General features: G+C 50.4%; 10 protein-coding genes. 2 read left to right on the top strand and 8 right to left on the bottom strand.

Translation table 11 applies throughout. The features are described 5' to 3' along the window. Positions 1–50: 50 nt before the first annotated feature. The 6 genes from AB1656_15220 to AB1656_15195 all read right to left on the bottom strand — a co-directional run bounded on the left by AB1656_15220 (position 51) and on the right by AB1656_15195 (position 9,253). Complete coding sequence (locus AB1656_15220) at positions 51–1,979, bottom strand: 6-hydroxymethylpterin diphosphokinase MptE-like protein (protein ID MEW6236733.1); 1,929 nt, start codon at positions 1,977–1,979, stop codon at positions 51–53. Between the two features lie 76 nt (positions 1,980–2,055). Next, on the bottom strand, positions 2,056–2,883 hold the full coding sequence (locus tag AB1656_15215) for a flagellar motor protein MotB (GenBank protein ID MEW6236732.1): 828 nt from the start codon (positions 2,881–2,883) through the stop codon (positions 2,056–2,058). 1 nt (position 2,884) lies between these two features. Continuing rightward, positions 2,885–3,709, bottom strand: a complete 825-nt coding sequence (locus tag AB1656_15210) for a flagellar motor protein MotB (GenBank protein ID MEW6236731.1) — start codon at positions 3,707–3,709, stop codon at positions 2,885–2,887. 208 nt (positions 3,710–3,917) lie between these two features. Further along, positions 3,918–4,247: a flagellar FlbD family protein gene (locus AB1656_15205; GenBank protein ID MEW6236730.1), complete on the bottom strand. Its 330-nt coding sequence runs from the start codon at positions 4,245–4,247 to the stop codon at positions 3,918–3,920. A 168-nt stretch (positions 4,248–4,415) separates the two neighbouring features. Beyond that, the gene (locus AB1656_15200) at positions 4,416–6,287 is read right to left on the bottom strand and encodes a hypothetical protein (protein ID MEW6236729.1); all 1,872 of its coding nucleotides are present in this window, start codon (positions 6,285–6,287) and stop codon (positions 4,416–4,418) included. A gap of 98 nt (positions 6,288–6,385) precedes the next feature. Then, positions 6,386–9,253, bottom strand: coding sequence for a Cache 3/Cache 2 fusion domain-containing protein (locus tag AB1656_15195; protein MEW6236728.1), 2,868 nt, complete (start codon positions 9,251–9,253; stop codon positions 6,386–6,388). Positions 9,254–9,738: 485 nt separating this feature from the next. Here AB1656_15195 and AB1656_15190 point away from each other — a divergent pair, with 485 nt between their 5' ends. Both AB1656_15190 and AB1656_15185 read left to right on the top strand, forming a co-directional pair. Further along, positions 9,739–13,353 carry a VCBS repeat-containing protein gene (locus AB1656_15190; GenBank protein ID MEW6236727.1) on the top strand — a complete coding sequence of 1,205 codons (3,615 nt, stop codon included), beginning with the start codon at positions 9,739–9,741 and terminating at the stop codon, positions 13,351–13,353. A gap of 178 nt (positions 13,354–13,531) precedes the next feature. Then, positions 13,532–13,708, top strand: coding sequence for a hypothetical protein (locus AB1656_15185; protein ID MEW6236726.1), 177 nt, complete (start codon positions 13,532–13,534; stop codon positions 13,706–13,708). 97 nt (positions 13,709–13,805) lie between these two features. Here AB1656_15185 and AB1656_15180 read toward each other — a convergent pair whose 3' ends face one another. Together AB1656_15180 and AB1656_15175 are read right to left on the bottom strand one after the other, a co-directional pair. After that, positions 13,806–14,807: a hypothetical protein gene (locus AB1656_15180; protein MEW6236725.1), complete on the bottom strand. Its 1,002-nt coding sequence runs from the start codon at positions 14,805–14,807 to the stop codon at positions 13,806–13,808. A 412-nt stretch (positions 14,808–15,219) separates the two neighbouring features. Then, complete coding sequence (locus AB1656_15175; GenBank protein MEW6236724.1) at positions 15,220–16,218, bottom strand: methyltransferase; 999 nt, start codon at positions 16,216–16,218, stop codon at positions 15,220–15,222. Positions 16,219–16,395 lie beyond the last annotated feature (177 nt).

The raw sequence follows: 16,395 nt of genomic DNA, 5'->3' as shown, positions 1-16,395 counted from the left end.
GATTGATCTTGAAGCGGATTCGACGCCAAGCAACGCGTCTTGATGCGCTCTCAAATGCGGCGCTCCTTTTCCAACGCTTGCAGCGCCGCCCGGGTCAGATCGATGCAGTGGGCGAAATTGCCGAGCAGGGCGTCCATGTCGCGGACGATGGGATCGTATTTCTCGTACATGCATTGCAAGAAGGCGATGGGAGTTCCGTCTTTGGGGCGGGTGGCGCGCTGGCGGCGGAAATAGAGCGGCTGAACGGTTGTTCCTAAACAGCCGTCAATGTAGGGATCGCTCGCCATCTCTATCCAAACCTTATCGAATTTCTCCCAACGCCGCTTCGCTTCTTGCGCGTCAAAACCGCCTTGTTGCAGCAATGCGGCCCATTCTACCAATTGTTTTTTCATAACGTCGCAATGCGAGCGGTTCTTGACGAGATGGTCTTGGCAGTCTTGCAGTCTGCCAAGAATTCGATCCAAATCGGGATGTCTTTTCTTTTGCCGGAAATCGTCGAAAATCTTTTTTACGCCCGGCTTTCGCAGCGTCTTTTCCATCGCCTCGCTTAAGGTCATCCGGATGGAGCCTTCAAAATATGCGCCGCCTTCCGTGGCGTCGATCACGTCGAAATCGCATTCGGCGATATCCTTTTCCAGCGCTTTTATATATTGCTGAAACGGAACGGTAGTGGGGACGCTGTCGCCGTAATAGCCCGGAACCAACATCATGGTTCCCGATTCCGCCATCGCCTTGCCTTCCTTGCCGCCGATGCGCACCGTACCGTCTTCTTCCATCTTGTCTACGCTTCGAGAAACCGCCGCATCCGCCGCATGTGTGGCGCCGCCATGCTTGGGGAAGGCGTAATCGAAGCCTACGAGCACGATGGGGGCGCAACCGAGATGGCGCGCTAGGTTGAAGGCGATATGTCCGACGTTCATCGCTCGCGTTACGACGCCGTAATGGTTTTGCACATCGAACAGAAAATCGAGGAACGTGGAATCGCGATCGAAAAGCGGCAGAAGGTAGGGATGATGGAGAAATTTAGAAGGGATTTGCCGGTTGACTTCGGGGTGAAAGGCCAAGAACGCATCGCCCAGGCTGTCGATCTTTTCGAAATGGCTGAAGTTCAATGGAGTGGGATCGGCGGCGGCCACCATGTCCGCTCGCAGGCCATGCTTCTTGAAGGTGTTTTGCGCCGTATCCACGATCAGCAAAGGCGCCCGGTCGCCGATGCCATGCAGCAGGCGGATGTTGTTATCCAGCGACGGTCCCGCCGCCGACACGATGGCGGGATAGCCCTTCAACATTCCTTCGCAGTCCTTCAAGGCGTAGCCGCGAAAGACGGCGGGGACGTTCATGTAGACGTTGAATTGATTGCGTCCCTGGCTTTCGAAGGTCGTACGCAAGTTGATTTCGTCGTAAGTCAAAGCGTCGAGAATCGCTTCCCGCGCTTGGGCGTAATAATCGGCGAAGCATTTCAAAGAGGGATCGTGGGGCAGGATTTTGCAATTATGCAAAATCATGTCCGTGCGCGTTTCCTGCAGGCGTTCGGGAATCTTTTTCGGTTCTTCCCCCGCGATCCAAATCGTTCCGGGATGGGCGATGATCCGGGTGAGATTGATCGAACTGAAAGCCAGCCGCAGAAGGCGCGGATCGCGTTCGATCACGACGATATAGCGCAGGTTTCCGCTATGCCTCAGGTGCAGCGCCAGGAGATGGTAGCCCATGCCCGCGCCCAACGCGACGGCGTTCGTAGGTTCGGCGATCTCTATGCTCTCCACCCAACGAACGGCTTCGCGCATGGGATCGTAAGCGCTATGCAGCAACACCGGCTTATCCGTTCCGGGCGGAAGAAAACGGGCCGACGCCGCCTGCGTTTTCGTGGGAATCAATTCAATGGGAAGCCCTTCCATCGAGCATTCCCGCATCAGGCGAGCCGTTTCCGGAGAATGGATTTCCAACGCCGCCAAATTTTCTTCAAAAATTGATCGTTTCAAGATGCGTCCACGATTCGAGAATGCAGGCATCGTTCAAGAACAGAAACGACTTGCCCTTGCCGTCCCCTCTGTCTTTTTACTGCGGCGCGATGGGGACGAAATCTTTTTTATCGGCTTCTTCGTGTCTTTCCTCATCGCCTTCGATGGCGCCGGAAACAATTTCCGATTGATCCCCTTGCATCAGTACGATTTCCACCCGCCGGTTGAGTGCGCGATTTTCTACGGTATCGTTGGGAAAACGGGGACGGAACTCGCCGCAGGACATGAAACTCACGCGGGATTGTCCCCTTTCCATGCTTTGATCCGCATTTCCCTCGTTTTTCAAGAACAGCATTGTCTCATACGCTCTCGCCTGCGCCAATCTCCAATTATTCAAAAAGGGCGAATTGAGGGGAATCGAATTCGTATGTCCTTCTACGCGGATATGAAGCGTGGGAAAATCGTTGAGAATTTCCGCGAGTTTCAATAGAATCTCCTTCGCTTCCGGCTTAAGGTAGGCCACGCCCTCGTCGAATAGAATCCTTCCGGCGATGGAGAAGCGGAGACCTTCGTCCACTCCTTCGACGATGATTTCCTTGGACGCTTCATCGGCCACCAACCGCGAGCGGGCCTTCTTGGCGATGGCTTCTTTCGCCCGTTGCACGGTTTTCGTCCGCTGCACCGGCTTTGCGATTTGCGGTTTGATGGTTATGGGTTTCACAAAAGAATTATTGAACATGTTCGGAATGCGGCCCAATGCGCCTTGGATCGATCCGATCGTTTGAGCGAATTTTTGTTTCTCGACGGTAGACATCGCAAAAAGGAGCACGAAAAAGCAAAGCAATAACGACATCATATCGGAGAAGGTGCACATCCACTCCGGCGCTCCCCCGGCCGCTTCTTCTTTATTTTTTCTTTCGACCATTTTATTCGCCTTTCGCCTGCGGCATATTGTCGGGATTCATCAGCGGCGTCCGGGGATTTTTAATCCAAGAATCGGTGTAGAAGGTTCCATTTCCTTCATCGGTTTGGATCAACGTGATTTCAACTCTGCGGTTAAGCGTCATGCCTATCACCGTATTGGGATTCACGTCAGGCAAAGGAGCGTATTGTCCGAAGGATTCGTAAGTGCAGCGGTCTTGAGCAACGCGCCCCCAGCGGGTGCCAATTTTCGTAATGTATTCCATCACGGCGTATGCCCGGTCCGCCGCCAGCGTCCAATTGCGATTAGGATCGCCGCGATGGGGAGAGGCGTCGGTGTGGCCCACGATTTTTACGGGATTTTTGGGAAATTGATTCAATTCGTCCGTAATGAAAAGCAGGGCGAGGATACCGGCGGCCGTCAGTTCCGAACTGCCTTTTTCGAACGTCAGGTCACCCGAAAGCCGGAAAGTGATGCCTTGTTCCGTGCCGGTAACCTGAATCACTTCCTGCAAATTGCGAGATCGGAATTTATGTTCTTCCTCCCTCAACAATTCGTCTTTGCCGTAAAATTGCTTTCGTTCCGTCTGCGGTGGACGCGATAGTTCCGGTTTTTGCTTCATGTCGGGAATGTTTTCCACCAAATAAGGCGCCGGAAGTCCACCGAAGGCGGCTCGCAAGGAACCAGAAGCCTGGATCATTTTCATCTTTTCCGTGGAGGACATCGCAAAGAGCAAAACGAAAAAACACAATAATAAGGACATCATATCCGAAAACGTGCACATCCACTCCGGCGCGCCCCCGGAGGCTTTTTCTTGTTTCCTCGGCATAAATCATCACCTCATTTCCCATATCGTCCGCATCTGCGTCCGATTGAATTCATTATATCGCCGCTCAAGAAAACTCAAGCGGATTTCTTCGGCAAGCGGCCGCGGCGGGCGCTTTATACCTCGCGCGCCAATATCTCATAACGCAGGCATCTCTCGGCGCATTCGATCTGTCGTCTGTATTCCTTATCGAAAGGTTTGTTTTCCGGCTTTATGGATTCTTCGCATACGAATGGATTTCCCGTTTATATTCAAGGCATCGCCTGCGGATTTCTTCCACCGATTCGCGAGCGAGGTATTTGCGTCCGTTGACCAACGTTATAATGGAGTCCGGCGTCGCTTCGATGGTTTCGATCAACTCCGCATTCAAGACGAACGGCGTATCGTTTAGTTTGGTGAGATGAATCAAGCCATTTCTCCTATAAAGTACGCCGGGGAGGAAACGGCGAATCTCTTGTTCCGCGATGGGGGCTGCGTACACTATTTCCAGTTTGCGGCGAATATCGTTCAACCGTTGCTGGTCGATAGGTCCAAGCATCATCGGCCAACTCCTCGCTCTTCCGTTGGGCAAACGGATCCGCTCGAAGGCGTTCCTATTTCGGATTCCCTTCAGCCTATTATAACCGCAAATCCGCCGATAAATCAAACGATCCGCTATCTTCGCCATTCGCCAATCTATGGAATACGGGAAGGAAGGAAGATCTCTAACTTAGTTCAGCCAAACCGATCGGCCTATGCTGGGAGGGATGAATTCCTCGTATCGCCACCGCTTATTATTCCATTGCAGCCAACGCAGCGAAGCATCTTCCAAGGGAACATCGAATCGATACGCCGCTTCCGCCGGACGGTTATCCTCGGTCAATTCGGTTATCTCGATCGTCAATCCGGTTAAGCGAATTTTCTCCCCTACGGACATAGGCCGATGGCTGCTCATAATCAATTGCTCGAAACGCTTTATTGCGTTGGGAAAATCGATATAGGTCCGCCATTCGGTCCAATTTCCCTTATGCCACCGGGGAGGACTCATGAATCCGTATTGCGGACGCACGGCCAGCGCATATTCGTCGATTCGGCGCACCTCTATGGATTCCAGACTGGGAGATAACACCCTTATATGAGCTGGTATGGATTCGTCATCCAACAATCGCAAGGGGATTAGGTAAGCGACGATGAGCGCCATGGGCGGATTGACGACGATCAAATCCTGCTTGGCCAAACCAGGATCATGGACGCCGATATTGGAAAAAACGTCGATTCCTTTTTGAGCATAGTTGAACATCTTGCCATTCTGCGTTAAAGCCGCCGCGCCGTCGGCCCACCGCAGGAACAGCGCCAAGGTAAGAATTCCCAGCGTCAAATTCTTTTTTTGGAAAGGATATCCAGATAACTTTTTTTTCCATTCAAAATTACGCGCCGTTTGCGCGAGCAGCCCCATTGCGCCCAGACTGGCTAAAAGCATGGAACGCCCTCCCGGAATGGCGGCGCATAAAGGAATGGCTGATAGAACGGTTCCGCACAGCCAATAACAGGAAAGCCGGCAATTTTTCCATAAAGGAAAGAAAACCAGCGATAAAATCGAAAGCGCCGCCGCGGCGAATAGCCAATAAATCGGCATCGCAAAAGGCGTGAGTATGATGTAAATATCGGACGGAGGAAACGCGAGTACGCCCAGCAACAAAATGGGAAGCCGCTCCATCACTTTATAGGCGAAACGGACCGGTTCTCTTCCCGGATCGACGTAGAGGTCTATCCCGGAGATTCCGTAGCCTAACGAAACGTATACGATCCTCCATGCAAGAATGAGCAGAATGTAAGGAACGAGAGTTGCGATTCGCGCACGGATTGCGCCCCGTTCAATCCAAAGCGAATACGAAAACAGATAAGCGAAGACGGCCACTCCCGATTCCGACGAAAGCAGCGAAAACAAGAGGAAGAGGCAGGCGGCGAAAGCCCAGCGAACCTGTTTCCGTTCACGCCAGCGGCTATGAGCCAATAAAGTCAACGCTCCGAAGACGGCGCCGAGAAGAATGTGCCGATTGGCCAGAAACGAAATCGGAACCGCTTGAATGTCGTTCACGGCGAAAAGCAAAAGAGCCAAGCCCGCCGCCCATCCCGGTCCCATGATCCTGCGATAATGCGCGTTGGCGATGAATAGCAGCGCCGCAAACCAACCAAGGCTGTGAATGTGCATCAAGACGGAGGATTGGGGCCACAATCGATAATCGGCCATGCTCAGCAAGGCGGTAAATGGCCGCCAAAAACAGGCCAGGATATCAAGATCGATCCACCAGGGAAAACCGCCTTTGTCCAGATAGCGCTGTTTCCGTTCCTTGTTTCCATCGAAAAAAGAATACATCCGCATTGGTCCGCCAAGCCGGTCTTCCTTGGGGAGGAATTCATTGGCGGCGGGCGTATCCAAATAGGCGCAGCGCTGCAATAGATCGTCGGCGAACCAACCGGTATAAATTAATGGAGACGCCAGCAAGACGGCGAACAACGAAACGCCGAGAGGCAGGTTTTTATGGGAAAGAACTGCGAGGCTTCGTTCGATGAATAAGGAGGAAAAATTAGATCTAGCCATCAGCCGCCGCATCTTGTAAATAGGTGAAAGGTTAAAACCGCAATTCCTCAAATCGGTCAATAACAATAAGAGTAACGCGGCGGGCGTTCGTTGTCCGGTTATTTCGTCAAAACCTCGCGCACTTTTCTCAAGAGGTTATCCGGCGTAAATGGTTTTTGGATAAAAGCGACGCTCTCGTCTAAAATGCCGTGACGCAAAATGGCGTTATCGGTATAGCCGGACATAAAGAGAATTTTGATGTCCGGCCGCATTTGGCTTAAACGTTGCGACGTCTCCACGCCGCTCATATCGGGCATCACGACGTCGGTAATCAGCAATTGGATATCATCTTGGCGCGTTTTGCATAGTTCCAAAGCCTCTTGGCCATTTCTCGCTGGAAGTACGGCGTAGCCCGAATCCGCCAATATTTCAGATACCGTATTTCTCACGGCTTCTTCATCTTCCACGAGCAACACCGTTTCGTCGCCGCGCAGCGTTTCTTCCCCCATTAATTTCATGGGATGCGGACTCGCCCTTTCGTCCAATCGGGGGAAATAGATTTTAAACGTCGTGCCGCATTTCGGTTCGCTATAAGCGAAGATATGCCCACTGGATTGTTTTACGATTCCATAAACAGTCGATAAGCCGAGACCCGTCCCTTTCCCTTTTTCCTTTGTCGTAAAAAACGGATTGAAAATTTGCGACAATGTTTCTTTGTCCATGCCGCAGCCATTGTCGCTTATAGACAACATAACGTAAGATCCCGTTTGCACCTCGGCATGAGTCGAGCAAAACGTATCGTCCAAATCCGCATTCGCGGTTTCGATCGTCAGCTTTCCCCCTGAGGGCATGGCGTCTCGAGCATTAATGGCGAGATTCATAACGATCTGTTCGATTTGAGTGGGATCGGCTTTGAGGCAGCCGCTCTCCCGGGAAAGGGAAGCGGTCAGTTCGATATGTTCTCCAATCAATCGCCGCAGCATTTTCTCCATATTGAGGATCAATTCGTTGAGATTGACAATGACAGGCTGAAACACTTGCTTGCGGCTGAAAACCAATAGTTGTTTCGTCAGAGAAGAGGCTCGTTCCGCGGCGTTGATGATTTCTTTGAGTTTGTCTCGCAAGGGATCGTTTTGCGCCAGTTTGTTGAATACGAGTTCGCTATAGCCGGAAATAATGGTTAATAGATTGTTGAAGTCGTGCGCGATGCCGCCCGCCAGTTGTCCTACCGCATCCATTTTTTGCGATTGCAGCAGCTGTTCTTCCAACCGCTTTCGTTCGGTAATGTCGATCACGAAGCCCTGTATGAATGACGGCTGGCCATATTCGCCGCGAACAATGCGGGCGCTGAGAGAAACCCAAATCTTCTTTTTGTCTTTGCAGCAATATTGGATTTCCCGTCCTCGAATCACTCCCTCGTCAAGAAGAAGGGATAGGAGTCGATCGCGTTCCTCGGGATCGACATAGACTTGATTCCGAATATCGGTCACCGTCTCGATGATTTCTTCCGGAGAATCGTATCCTAATATTTGCGCCATCGCCGGACTGGCATTCAAAAAATGTCCTTCTAAGGAGGTTTGAAAGAGTCCTTCCAACGAGTTCTCGAAGATATGCCGGTATTTTTCTTCGCTTTGGCGCAATCCATCCAACGTTTGTTTCAAACGATTGGTCATGAGATTGAAGGTTTGGGCTAATGCGCCGATCTCGTCATGGGATTGGATTTCGAAAGTCTGATCCAAGTCGCCGCGTATAATGGTCTCCACCGAATTCTTGATTTGCCGGATGGGGCGGACGATCGTCCAGGCGATGAGTATGCCGATGGCTATGATAATAAGCGTAATCGCCAAACCCGCCATACTCATGATTCGAGTCATTCGCATCCTGCCGTGGCTTAGCACCGAGTAATAATATTCCATTTCGTCTTCGTAAACGCTGGTTCCGATAACCCAATCCCAAGGCTCGTAGTAAGCCAGCCGGGCGATTTTCCAGCGGGGCGCCGGTTCGCCCGGATTTTGCCAGCGGTAGCGTTCGGCGCCCAGTTCGCCGGGTTGCAGGACGATCGCCGTATGGATGATCGCTCGGACCATATAATTGCCGTCGCTATCCTTGCTGTCCCAAATATCCTCGCCGTCGCGCTTGCCGCTTTGGGAAATGATGTAAAGGCCCCGTTCGCGGCCTTTGCCGCCCAAAACGTAGACGTAACCCGTTTTGCCGATTTTGGTTTGCAGGATGGTTTGGCGAATCCGCGAGACGACGCTCTCCTGTTCGACGCCGACATACAACATGCCCAAGAGGACGCCCGCCTCGGTATAGATCGGCTCATAAGCGGTGAGATGCCACGCATTGACGACAAAAGCTCTCCCGCGGTACGTTTCGCCTCTCAATACCGAAGCGATAACGGGATTGGGAGCGCCGTCCGGATTGATGGCGGGAATGTAAGTTCCAATAGCGCGTTCGTTGCTGGCGTTCCGCACGGTCGTCGCCACGCGGAGCATATCGCCCTTTTCGTTCATTCTCTGAAAGATCGTGCAGGTTTCGCCGACCAAGTGCATCACTTCGTCCACCACGGCGGTCTTAACGTTCGGATCGCTATTTTGGCCGAGCCATTGGCCGCCTATCGACATCTTGGGCAATCGAATATCGATGCGTTCATCGGTGAACTGGTTTACGGCGGTCCAAGCGGCTTCTTCTTGCGACAAACTTATTCCGCCCGCGTTGGAGAGAAGGAGCCGCGCCACATTGAGATTGTAGTTGACGCGCTCTTGCACGGTTTCATCGCCGATCTTGACTAAGTTGTAAATCCCTTGAGTGATATGGTCCAAATCGGCGCGAATCAATTGGTCCACTTCGGTTTGAGCCAGCCGACTGTATTGTCCGCTTTGCCAAACCGCCAACAGCACCAGTGAAATGGCCGTAATCAGCGCGCTGCCGGCTCCCAGCAGAGACACCTTTACATTCAGGTTTCGATTTTTCAATACATTGAACATGAATCGCGCTCTTTAAACCGCTTCGAATCAAAACCATCTTGCGCCGGCTTAACGAGGAAACGATTGTTATGCGCTTATGTTTTTCTTAAGCCGTCAATCCAATCCGATTCACTATCCTATTCGGCGGGAGAAGAAAATCCATTCGATCTCTTCGATATAGTATACCCGAAAATATTTGCGCTTCATAATCTTTGACAATTTCTCTACGCTTCTCAATGCAAATTATAACAACGTTCAATCTCTCTTCATTTCCACCAAGTTCAAGGGAAAATCACACGGGTTTTACGGTTTTTTTCATGACTCTGTAATGGATGCTTCCTATGGGCAAAGCGTCGCTTAATTTGTTTTCGAGAAATCCCCAAAACTACAAATGGGGAATTTTTTTTTGTATAATAGGCGAATGCGCGATGCGATATCCACTAAACGGAATTGCCTCTTATAGCGGATTCGACGCGTCAAACTACTTGTAAGGCGGGAGTGAAAAGATGAACGCAAATCAAGGTCGTTGGACTATTTCAATTCTCATTTTGCTTGCTCTTCCCTCGATGACCATTGCTCAAGACGATCAGTATGAGAAAACCGGTCCCAGGCCCGGGGAAGAGAATCCTTATAAGACGGAAGAAGATTCCAACTTGTATCGCGATGATGAAGGCGTCTTTTTCTTATCGGGAGACAAAACCATCAGCTTAACGAAACTTTGGATCAGCGAGTCTTCCGGCAAGATCGATAGCGGCAAATGCGAGACTCGGACGGAAGCGGTCAACGATCCTGCCTTCAAGATCGTAAAAGCGGCCGCGGGACGGTTTGCGCCAGAATACGAACAGATTGCGCGCGCCTTCTTTCTCGATAAGGAAAAGTTTTGCATCGAAATTCTCAATAAGGATTTGACAGCCGAAACGAAACTATCCATGCTCATCGGCGATTTCAATACTGGTCTTTTCGAAATCGCATCCGGAAATTTCTTCCCTAACCAAGATGCGGACGAGGAGTATCATGACGAAATTTTATATGTCCATTATGCAGCGAAAGGCAATTATTTTTCTCTTCGCCTTTACGATCGGAAACTAAATCTACTTCCAGCCTTTGCCGGAGACGGCGACGGTTCCGATCCCCATCTAGGAAAGTATGTTTGCGCGAATTCGAACGCCCCTATCGGCATAAGAATCGAAAAGGGGGATTTCAACAATGACGGCCATCTCGATTTTGTCCTGGTTTATGCTACTGAAAAGAATGGATTCGTCATCCAATCCTATACGTTCGATCCGGATGACAGCCTATATCATCGCGAAGAACCGATGATAGCCGATCTCAATCAATCCTGCAACGATAATATTTTCGATACGGCGGCGGGGGATTTTAATGGGGATGGATTGGCCGATCTCGCCGTCTTTTATACGGACCAATTGCGGTTATACGCCGTTGACGCGAATAACGCCGACGTCAAGACAGGGCGCATCGATCCAGTGAAATTTCTGTTTCAGCAAAAAGAGGATTTTTCAACCAGCGTATTTATTAATGTTCGCATGACCGCCGGATTTTTCGTTTACGATCCGGAACAGGGCTATGATGCCCTTCGGAAGCAATTGGCGGTCATTACGGCGGATTGGCTGCCCATTGCCGGATACAAATCCAAAATCGCCGTTCATATCGTTCAAGCGGATCGACTATTTTCGTTGACGAACGTCGGCGAATATACTCTTTTTCCTACCAATTTGTCAAACGAATTTCATGGAGTGGATTGTATAGCGGGGAATTTTATGGAATCGCCGGAGGGAAATGTTCCTTCGAATATGGAGGAAATACTCGTCGCTTATTCGGAGGCCAATGAGTATATATTTCTTTTCTCGACAGACGCCAAGGGAAATCCGAAAATACTCGAAAATAATGTCTTCCCTGGGATTAACGGAAATTCCCGAATCGCCGTCTTGCGTTACGACGCCGACGGCGACTCCCTGATTCTCGGCGCGCCCGTTCATCTGGTCCTGGAAGATTTTATATCCGCCCAAACGATTATTCAGGAACCCCCGAAACACCTCGATTATTTGCCTCTCGATTATAAAGAATGGGAAAACGATAACAATAAGTGGGGAATAAAAAACGTCAACGCCTACCGGTTCTTCAAGACGGCGTACAGTTACGAAGAGGAAAAGTTGGAATCGATCGAATCGACCGAACACTCGTCCGTCACATGGGGATTGTCAGAACAAGTTTCGGCTAAAGGGACATTGACGGAAGATAACATTTGGTTAAAGACGGAATTGTCCATTGAAGCGTCTGAGAAACTTGGCTGGGATTGGACAACGAAAAAGGAACACATGGACGAGGAATATCAAGCCACTACTCAAGAACTGGCGTTTGAAGCCAATGAAGACGATATTCTATATGGAAAAATTCAATTGATCGATGTCTGGCGCTACCCATTGGTTAATCAAAAAGACAGTAACGGAAATTATCTCTTTCAGGATGTTGTGCTGCCTGGTCCCAAGTATCGTTTTGCCGGTCAGGCGCATGTCCATGATTTCTACCAACCCTCTCATATCAATCGTAACTTGTTTTCCTATCCCGACTTCTCGCCATCTTTCCCCGCCGACATGGGATCCTACAAAGTGTTGAAGGACGGCAAGGAAGAAGAAATTGAACAAACCTGGAACGATCTAATCCATTTTACCTATTCCAGCAATCAAGCGGAAATCAAGGTCAATTTCTCGCAAAAGACGGCGGAGAGCGACGAAACGATTCATGAGAACGCATTCAATCAAAATTACGATTTGCAAGTAGGGTACAAGGCCAAAGCTCGTTCGGGGGAGATTACGGGGGAAATCGAAGGATCGCTTACCCTGGCTCTCGATCGATACAAGAATTGGGGCGACAACAAAATCGCCAAGAACGAACAGGCCTCCAGCAAAGGGATCCGCATCGAACAACCGGAAACCCCTTTCACGAGCGATTGGACCTTTTCCTATGTTCCCGCCGTCTATGTCATGAGCAAGGGAGGCGGTTTGAAAACCGCTTTCGCCGTCGATTTCCGCTCGCTGGGAAACGCTTGGTATTGGTACTATGGAAGCCGTCCCGATCCGGCTTTGGCTTTGCCCAATCGCTTCGAACCCACTTACGCCGATCAATACGAATTTGAAACCTGGCATTTGAACCAGGAAGAGACGCGCATGGCGATGCAAGGCTTTTTCATGTATGCCGTGAATTCGAATTCGGACGAGAAAGTCCTCCATCCGGGAACGGGGATTGAAGAAGGCGATAAAATCGAACTGGCGGCGAGAGTTTACAATCTCAGTCTCGTAGACATCATGAACGCGCCCTTCCATGTTCGCTTCGAAGCGGTTCTATTCGATCCAAGCCAACGGGTGGAAGCCTCGGAAGAAAGAATCTTCATCGGCGAAACCACGGTAACTTCCCTGGCCGCGCGGGAGAAGAAAGAAGCCAGCGTCGTCTGGGATACAACCGGCTTTGGATTGCCCTCAGACGGCAACCTGGGCTATCGCATCTATGTAACCGTCGACCCGGAGAACGCGATTCCCAACGAAATTCACGAATGGAAAGACGAAGAACATCCAAACGCCGACGGGTGGACCGACAAAGAAGGACGGCTCTATCATGGAAACAACGAAGGATATTTTCCCCACAACTCGTGTTATTTTGTTGGGAAAAGAATCGTTGGCGCCGAACCTCCTTCATACGGTTCGTCTCCGCAAATCTTTCTCCACGAAGATTCCCTTGCGATTCAAACCGGCGCCGGTTTGCTATCTTCCGGCGAAATTCGCATCCCTCTCGGATCGAAATACGACTTGCGGGCAAAGATCCATTGCGAAGGAACTTACTTAACGAAGAGCGGATTTGTCGTATTTCACGACCGGTCGTCTTTACGGAAGGAGGAGACGATCGGAATCCAAACCTTGTATGGATTGCGCGAGGACAATTACGCCTGGATTTCCTGGCGCCCGAAAGAAACTGGCGTATGCGAGCTATGGGCCGTTTTCTTGGAACATTCCAACGATCCGCAATCCGGGAATGCCAAAGATTTATTGCGGGTAACCGTCTACGATCCGCGGGAAGAATCGGAAATTGGCGCCTGGCCGCTTTATTGATATCATCCTTACAATAGCGATTAGCAGCCAAGGGTCAACATAAGAGATTCGTTTTTTCGTCAAAACTGAGGGCGGCCAATGCAGTAATCTCCGATGCTTTGCTCGCATCACTTTGAAGAGTAACCATTTTCGTAACTATTTAGCCGTATGAAGAGAAGAAATACGAATTTATAAGGAAATGGAATGGCTGCTCAAAGCGAAGAAAATCGATATGAGCGCCGCCCGGGCGGAGGAATTGACTCAGACCATGTACGATTTGCAATACCTCCTTCCCGACTCCCAAGGGAAAAAGAGCCTCATTTTGAGTATGGATCAGGATCAGAAAACCCTATACAATGCCATTCGCGAAATTTAGGGTGTTGCAAGTGCGAAATCAGGAAATCATTATCCAGACAAAAAAGAGCCGCCGGTGCGCTTCCGGCGGCTCAATTCGTTTTCATGCGCCTAGCCGATTAATTGGCGTAAAGAGAAAAATCGGCGATATTGCTGGGAATCTCTTGTCCCATCGCCCAAAAGCAGGAGCGGATGAAGAGTTGCCGTCCTACCGCATTAAGCGCCAGGAAGTTGCGCCCCGGGCCGCCGCTGCCTTCGCCGTTGATGATCCAATGAACCAACCGGCAGGGCGATTTCGTACCGTCCGCCAATACGCCGCCTTTATCGACGACGGCGAATACGGACCGGAGATCGGGGTCCTTGCCCGCGGCGATCAATTCGTCTTCGCTGACTTCGCCTAAGATTTGCGTTCCATCCGCTTTGAGGTTAACCGAACCAAGCGCGACTCGCAGGTCGTAGAGGCCGGTGGCCGCCACCAATTTGTTCGGTTCCAGCCATTCGACGATGGTTCCCGTCTCGTCAGGCTCGCGGAAATAGCCCTCATTGGGATAAGGATCGCGGAAAATCTGCACCCAGCCGTCGGCGTCGGTCTCGATGCCTTTAGTGATGGGATGATTCTTGTCCATAATTCTAATTTTGCGCAGCCGCGTATTGCGCCAATCCGTATGCGCCGTTCCGCCGCCGATATACATTTTCAACTTGGCGGGCTTGTCTTCCTGCGCAAGGCATACATGCTCGCCGCACATCATGCCAATGCCCAGATCGAACATCGGCTGCGTGTTCGGCACGTCGCCTGAACCGCTGGAGCCGGACAAAATCACCAGATCTACGGGGGCTTCGTTATTCTCGATATTATCATTGATGGTCAAATGCCCAAAACTATCGTGAAACGCTTTATCGCCTAGCACGCGCGCCCGAACACCATTATCCTGCAGCAAAATCGCCATCGCCACGTCTTCGTTGGAAGGTCCTTGGGGAAACAGCCGGATATTTCCCGGAGGATATTCCACCTGATCTCCACCCATCTTCGTACTGATCGTCGCCCGCAAAGGATAATCCTGTGCGGCGCCCGTCAGCGCGATCCCCATAATCAACAGCGCCCAAAATAAGCCTCTTTTCATGATGCAACCTCCTGTTTTATCGGTTTTATAGATTACTAACTAACTTATTTATTTATGCCATAATTCTACGAGAAAGAAAAGACCTATTTCCTCAATATTTATTTTTTCTTTCCAACTAGCGGAAAATTCAATTCTCTTTCTTGTAAGCCCATTAATTTGACTTTTTTGGGGGGGAACTTTGGTCTAAAGAAGAAGCCATCGTGATGGTTCCAGGTCTGAACAAGGAAACCAAAGAGCATATCAAAAAGAATTTAATGATTTAGGAGTACTTTGTGTCGTGGGTAACAAAGAGAGAAAAGCCGAATGGTGAGATTCAGTGGCTTTACCGATGGAATGAAGCCATCGTATTTTTTGGAATACAATAAATAAAGCTAATATAATCAGTGTATTAGATATTTAACTGCAATTCATTTCATTTTTTTCTGGCGACGATAATGTGGGATTGTCCGCATACGTCCATTTCCGCCACGTGTTCCAAATCCGCTGTTTGCATCCAATGGCGAACTTCTTCCCGCGTATAGCAGTCGCCGCTTTCCGTATTCACTAGCATATTGATGGCGAAAAGGGCGCACCATTGCGGCTGAGTGCGAGTGGAATCGAGCATAAAATCCTTAATGCAGAGATGGCCTTTCGGAGCGAGAGCCTTAGCGCATTTCACGACGAGGGCGGCGTTTTCGATGGCGGAGTAACTATGGATTACGTTGGAGATGAAGATATAGTCGCAGCCTTGGCCGAAATTGTCTTCCAAAGCGTCGACCGCTTGAACGGATACGCGATCCGATAGACCGGCTTGTTGGATGTTCTGCTGGGCGACTTTCAGCGTCTTTTCGTTATCGAGAATGACGGCGCGCAGTTCCGGATTGCGGCGGGCGAATTCGATGGAGTATAAGCCGGGTCCTCCGCCGATATCCAATAATTTTTTCACGCCGGACAAGTCCAATTTTTCCGCTATCTCGATGGCGGAAAGGCGTCCCACATCCGCCATCGCTTTCGCGAAGGCGGTTTCGTCGCTGATGAGGCGCGGATCGATATCTTCCTCGCGCGCGGGCGTCCCTTTTTTTACGGCGTCGTAGAGTTTTCCCCACTTTTCGTAGAGTCTGGCCGAATGAAGCAGCAACGCCGTTTTGGATTGAGGCGCGCCGGGGATCAGACTCTTCAAAGCCGCTTGGCTGTTTTGGTAGGCGTTTCCTATTTTGTCCAGAAGAGAGAGGCTCGCCAGCGCATCGCAGAGGATACGAATTCCGCGCGGATCGGCGTCTAACGCTTTCGCCAATTCAATGGAAGTCATCGCCTTTTCGCCCAAGGCGGCGAAAAGCCCCAAACGGTTGGCAGTCAACAGAATCTGAGACCCTCGGTAACCGGCGGCGATTTCTTCGACGATATTGGTCAGGGCGTTTTCTTTCGTTTTCATGGAAGCGTCTCCTTAAAGCGGCATGGAGTTGCGATCTATTTTGTAATACGAGAGTTATTGTCAATAGTTGTGGATCGGAAGTTAGGCAGCGTCCCGATCAATCTTTTTTTCTTCTTTTAAAAGAATGCCGTTAATAAAGGTTTTTCCTTCTTTCACCAGCCGGACTAAGTGGGGAGC

Source organism: Candidatus Omnitrophota bacterium (assembly GCA_040755155.1).
Lineage (GTDB): Bacteria > Hinthialibacterota > Hinthialibacteria > Hinthialibacterales > Hinthialibacteraceae > JBFMBP01.
The sequence above is the reverse complement of the archived record's forward strand: the minus strand, read 5'-3'. Positions and strand labels throughout refer to the sequence as shown.

Coding starts and splice junctions, on each gene's coding strand:
- AB1656_15185 (MEW6236726.1), top strand. CDS start 13,532: ATGGAATGGCTGCTCAAAGCGAAGAAAATCGATATGAGCGCCGCCCGG.
- AB1656_15210 (MEW6236731.1), bottom strand. CDS start 3,709: ATGCCGAGGAAACAAGAAAAAGCCTCCGGGGGCGCGCCGGAGTGGATG.
- AB1656_15215 (MEW6236732.1), bottom strand. CDS start 2,883: ATGGTCGAAAGAAAAAATAAAGAAGAAGCGGCCGGGGGAGCGCCGGAG.
- AB1656_15200 (MEW6236729.1), bottom strand. CDS start 6,287: ATGGCTAGATCTAATTTTTCCTCCTTATTCATCGAACGAAGCCTCGCA.
- AB1656_15180 (MEW6236725.1), bottom strand. CDS start 14,807: ATGAAAAGAGGCTTATTTTGGGCGCTGTTGATTATGGGGATCGCGCTG.
- AB1656_15175 (MEW6236724.1), bottom strand. CDS start 16,218: ATGAAAACGAAAGAAAACGCCCTGACCAATATCGTCGAAGAAATCGCC.
- AB1656_15190 (MEW6236727.1), top strand. CDS start 9,739: ATGAACGCAAATCAAGGTCGTTGGACTATTTCAATTCTCATTTTGCTT.
- AB1656_15195 (MEW6236728.1), bottom strand. CDS start 9,253: ATGTTCAATGTATTGAAAAATCGAAACCTGAATGTAAAGGTGTCTCTG.
- AB1656_15205 (MEW6236730.1), bottom strand. CDS start 4,247: ATGATGCTTGGACCTATCGACCAGCAACGGTTGAACGATATTCGCCGC.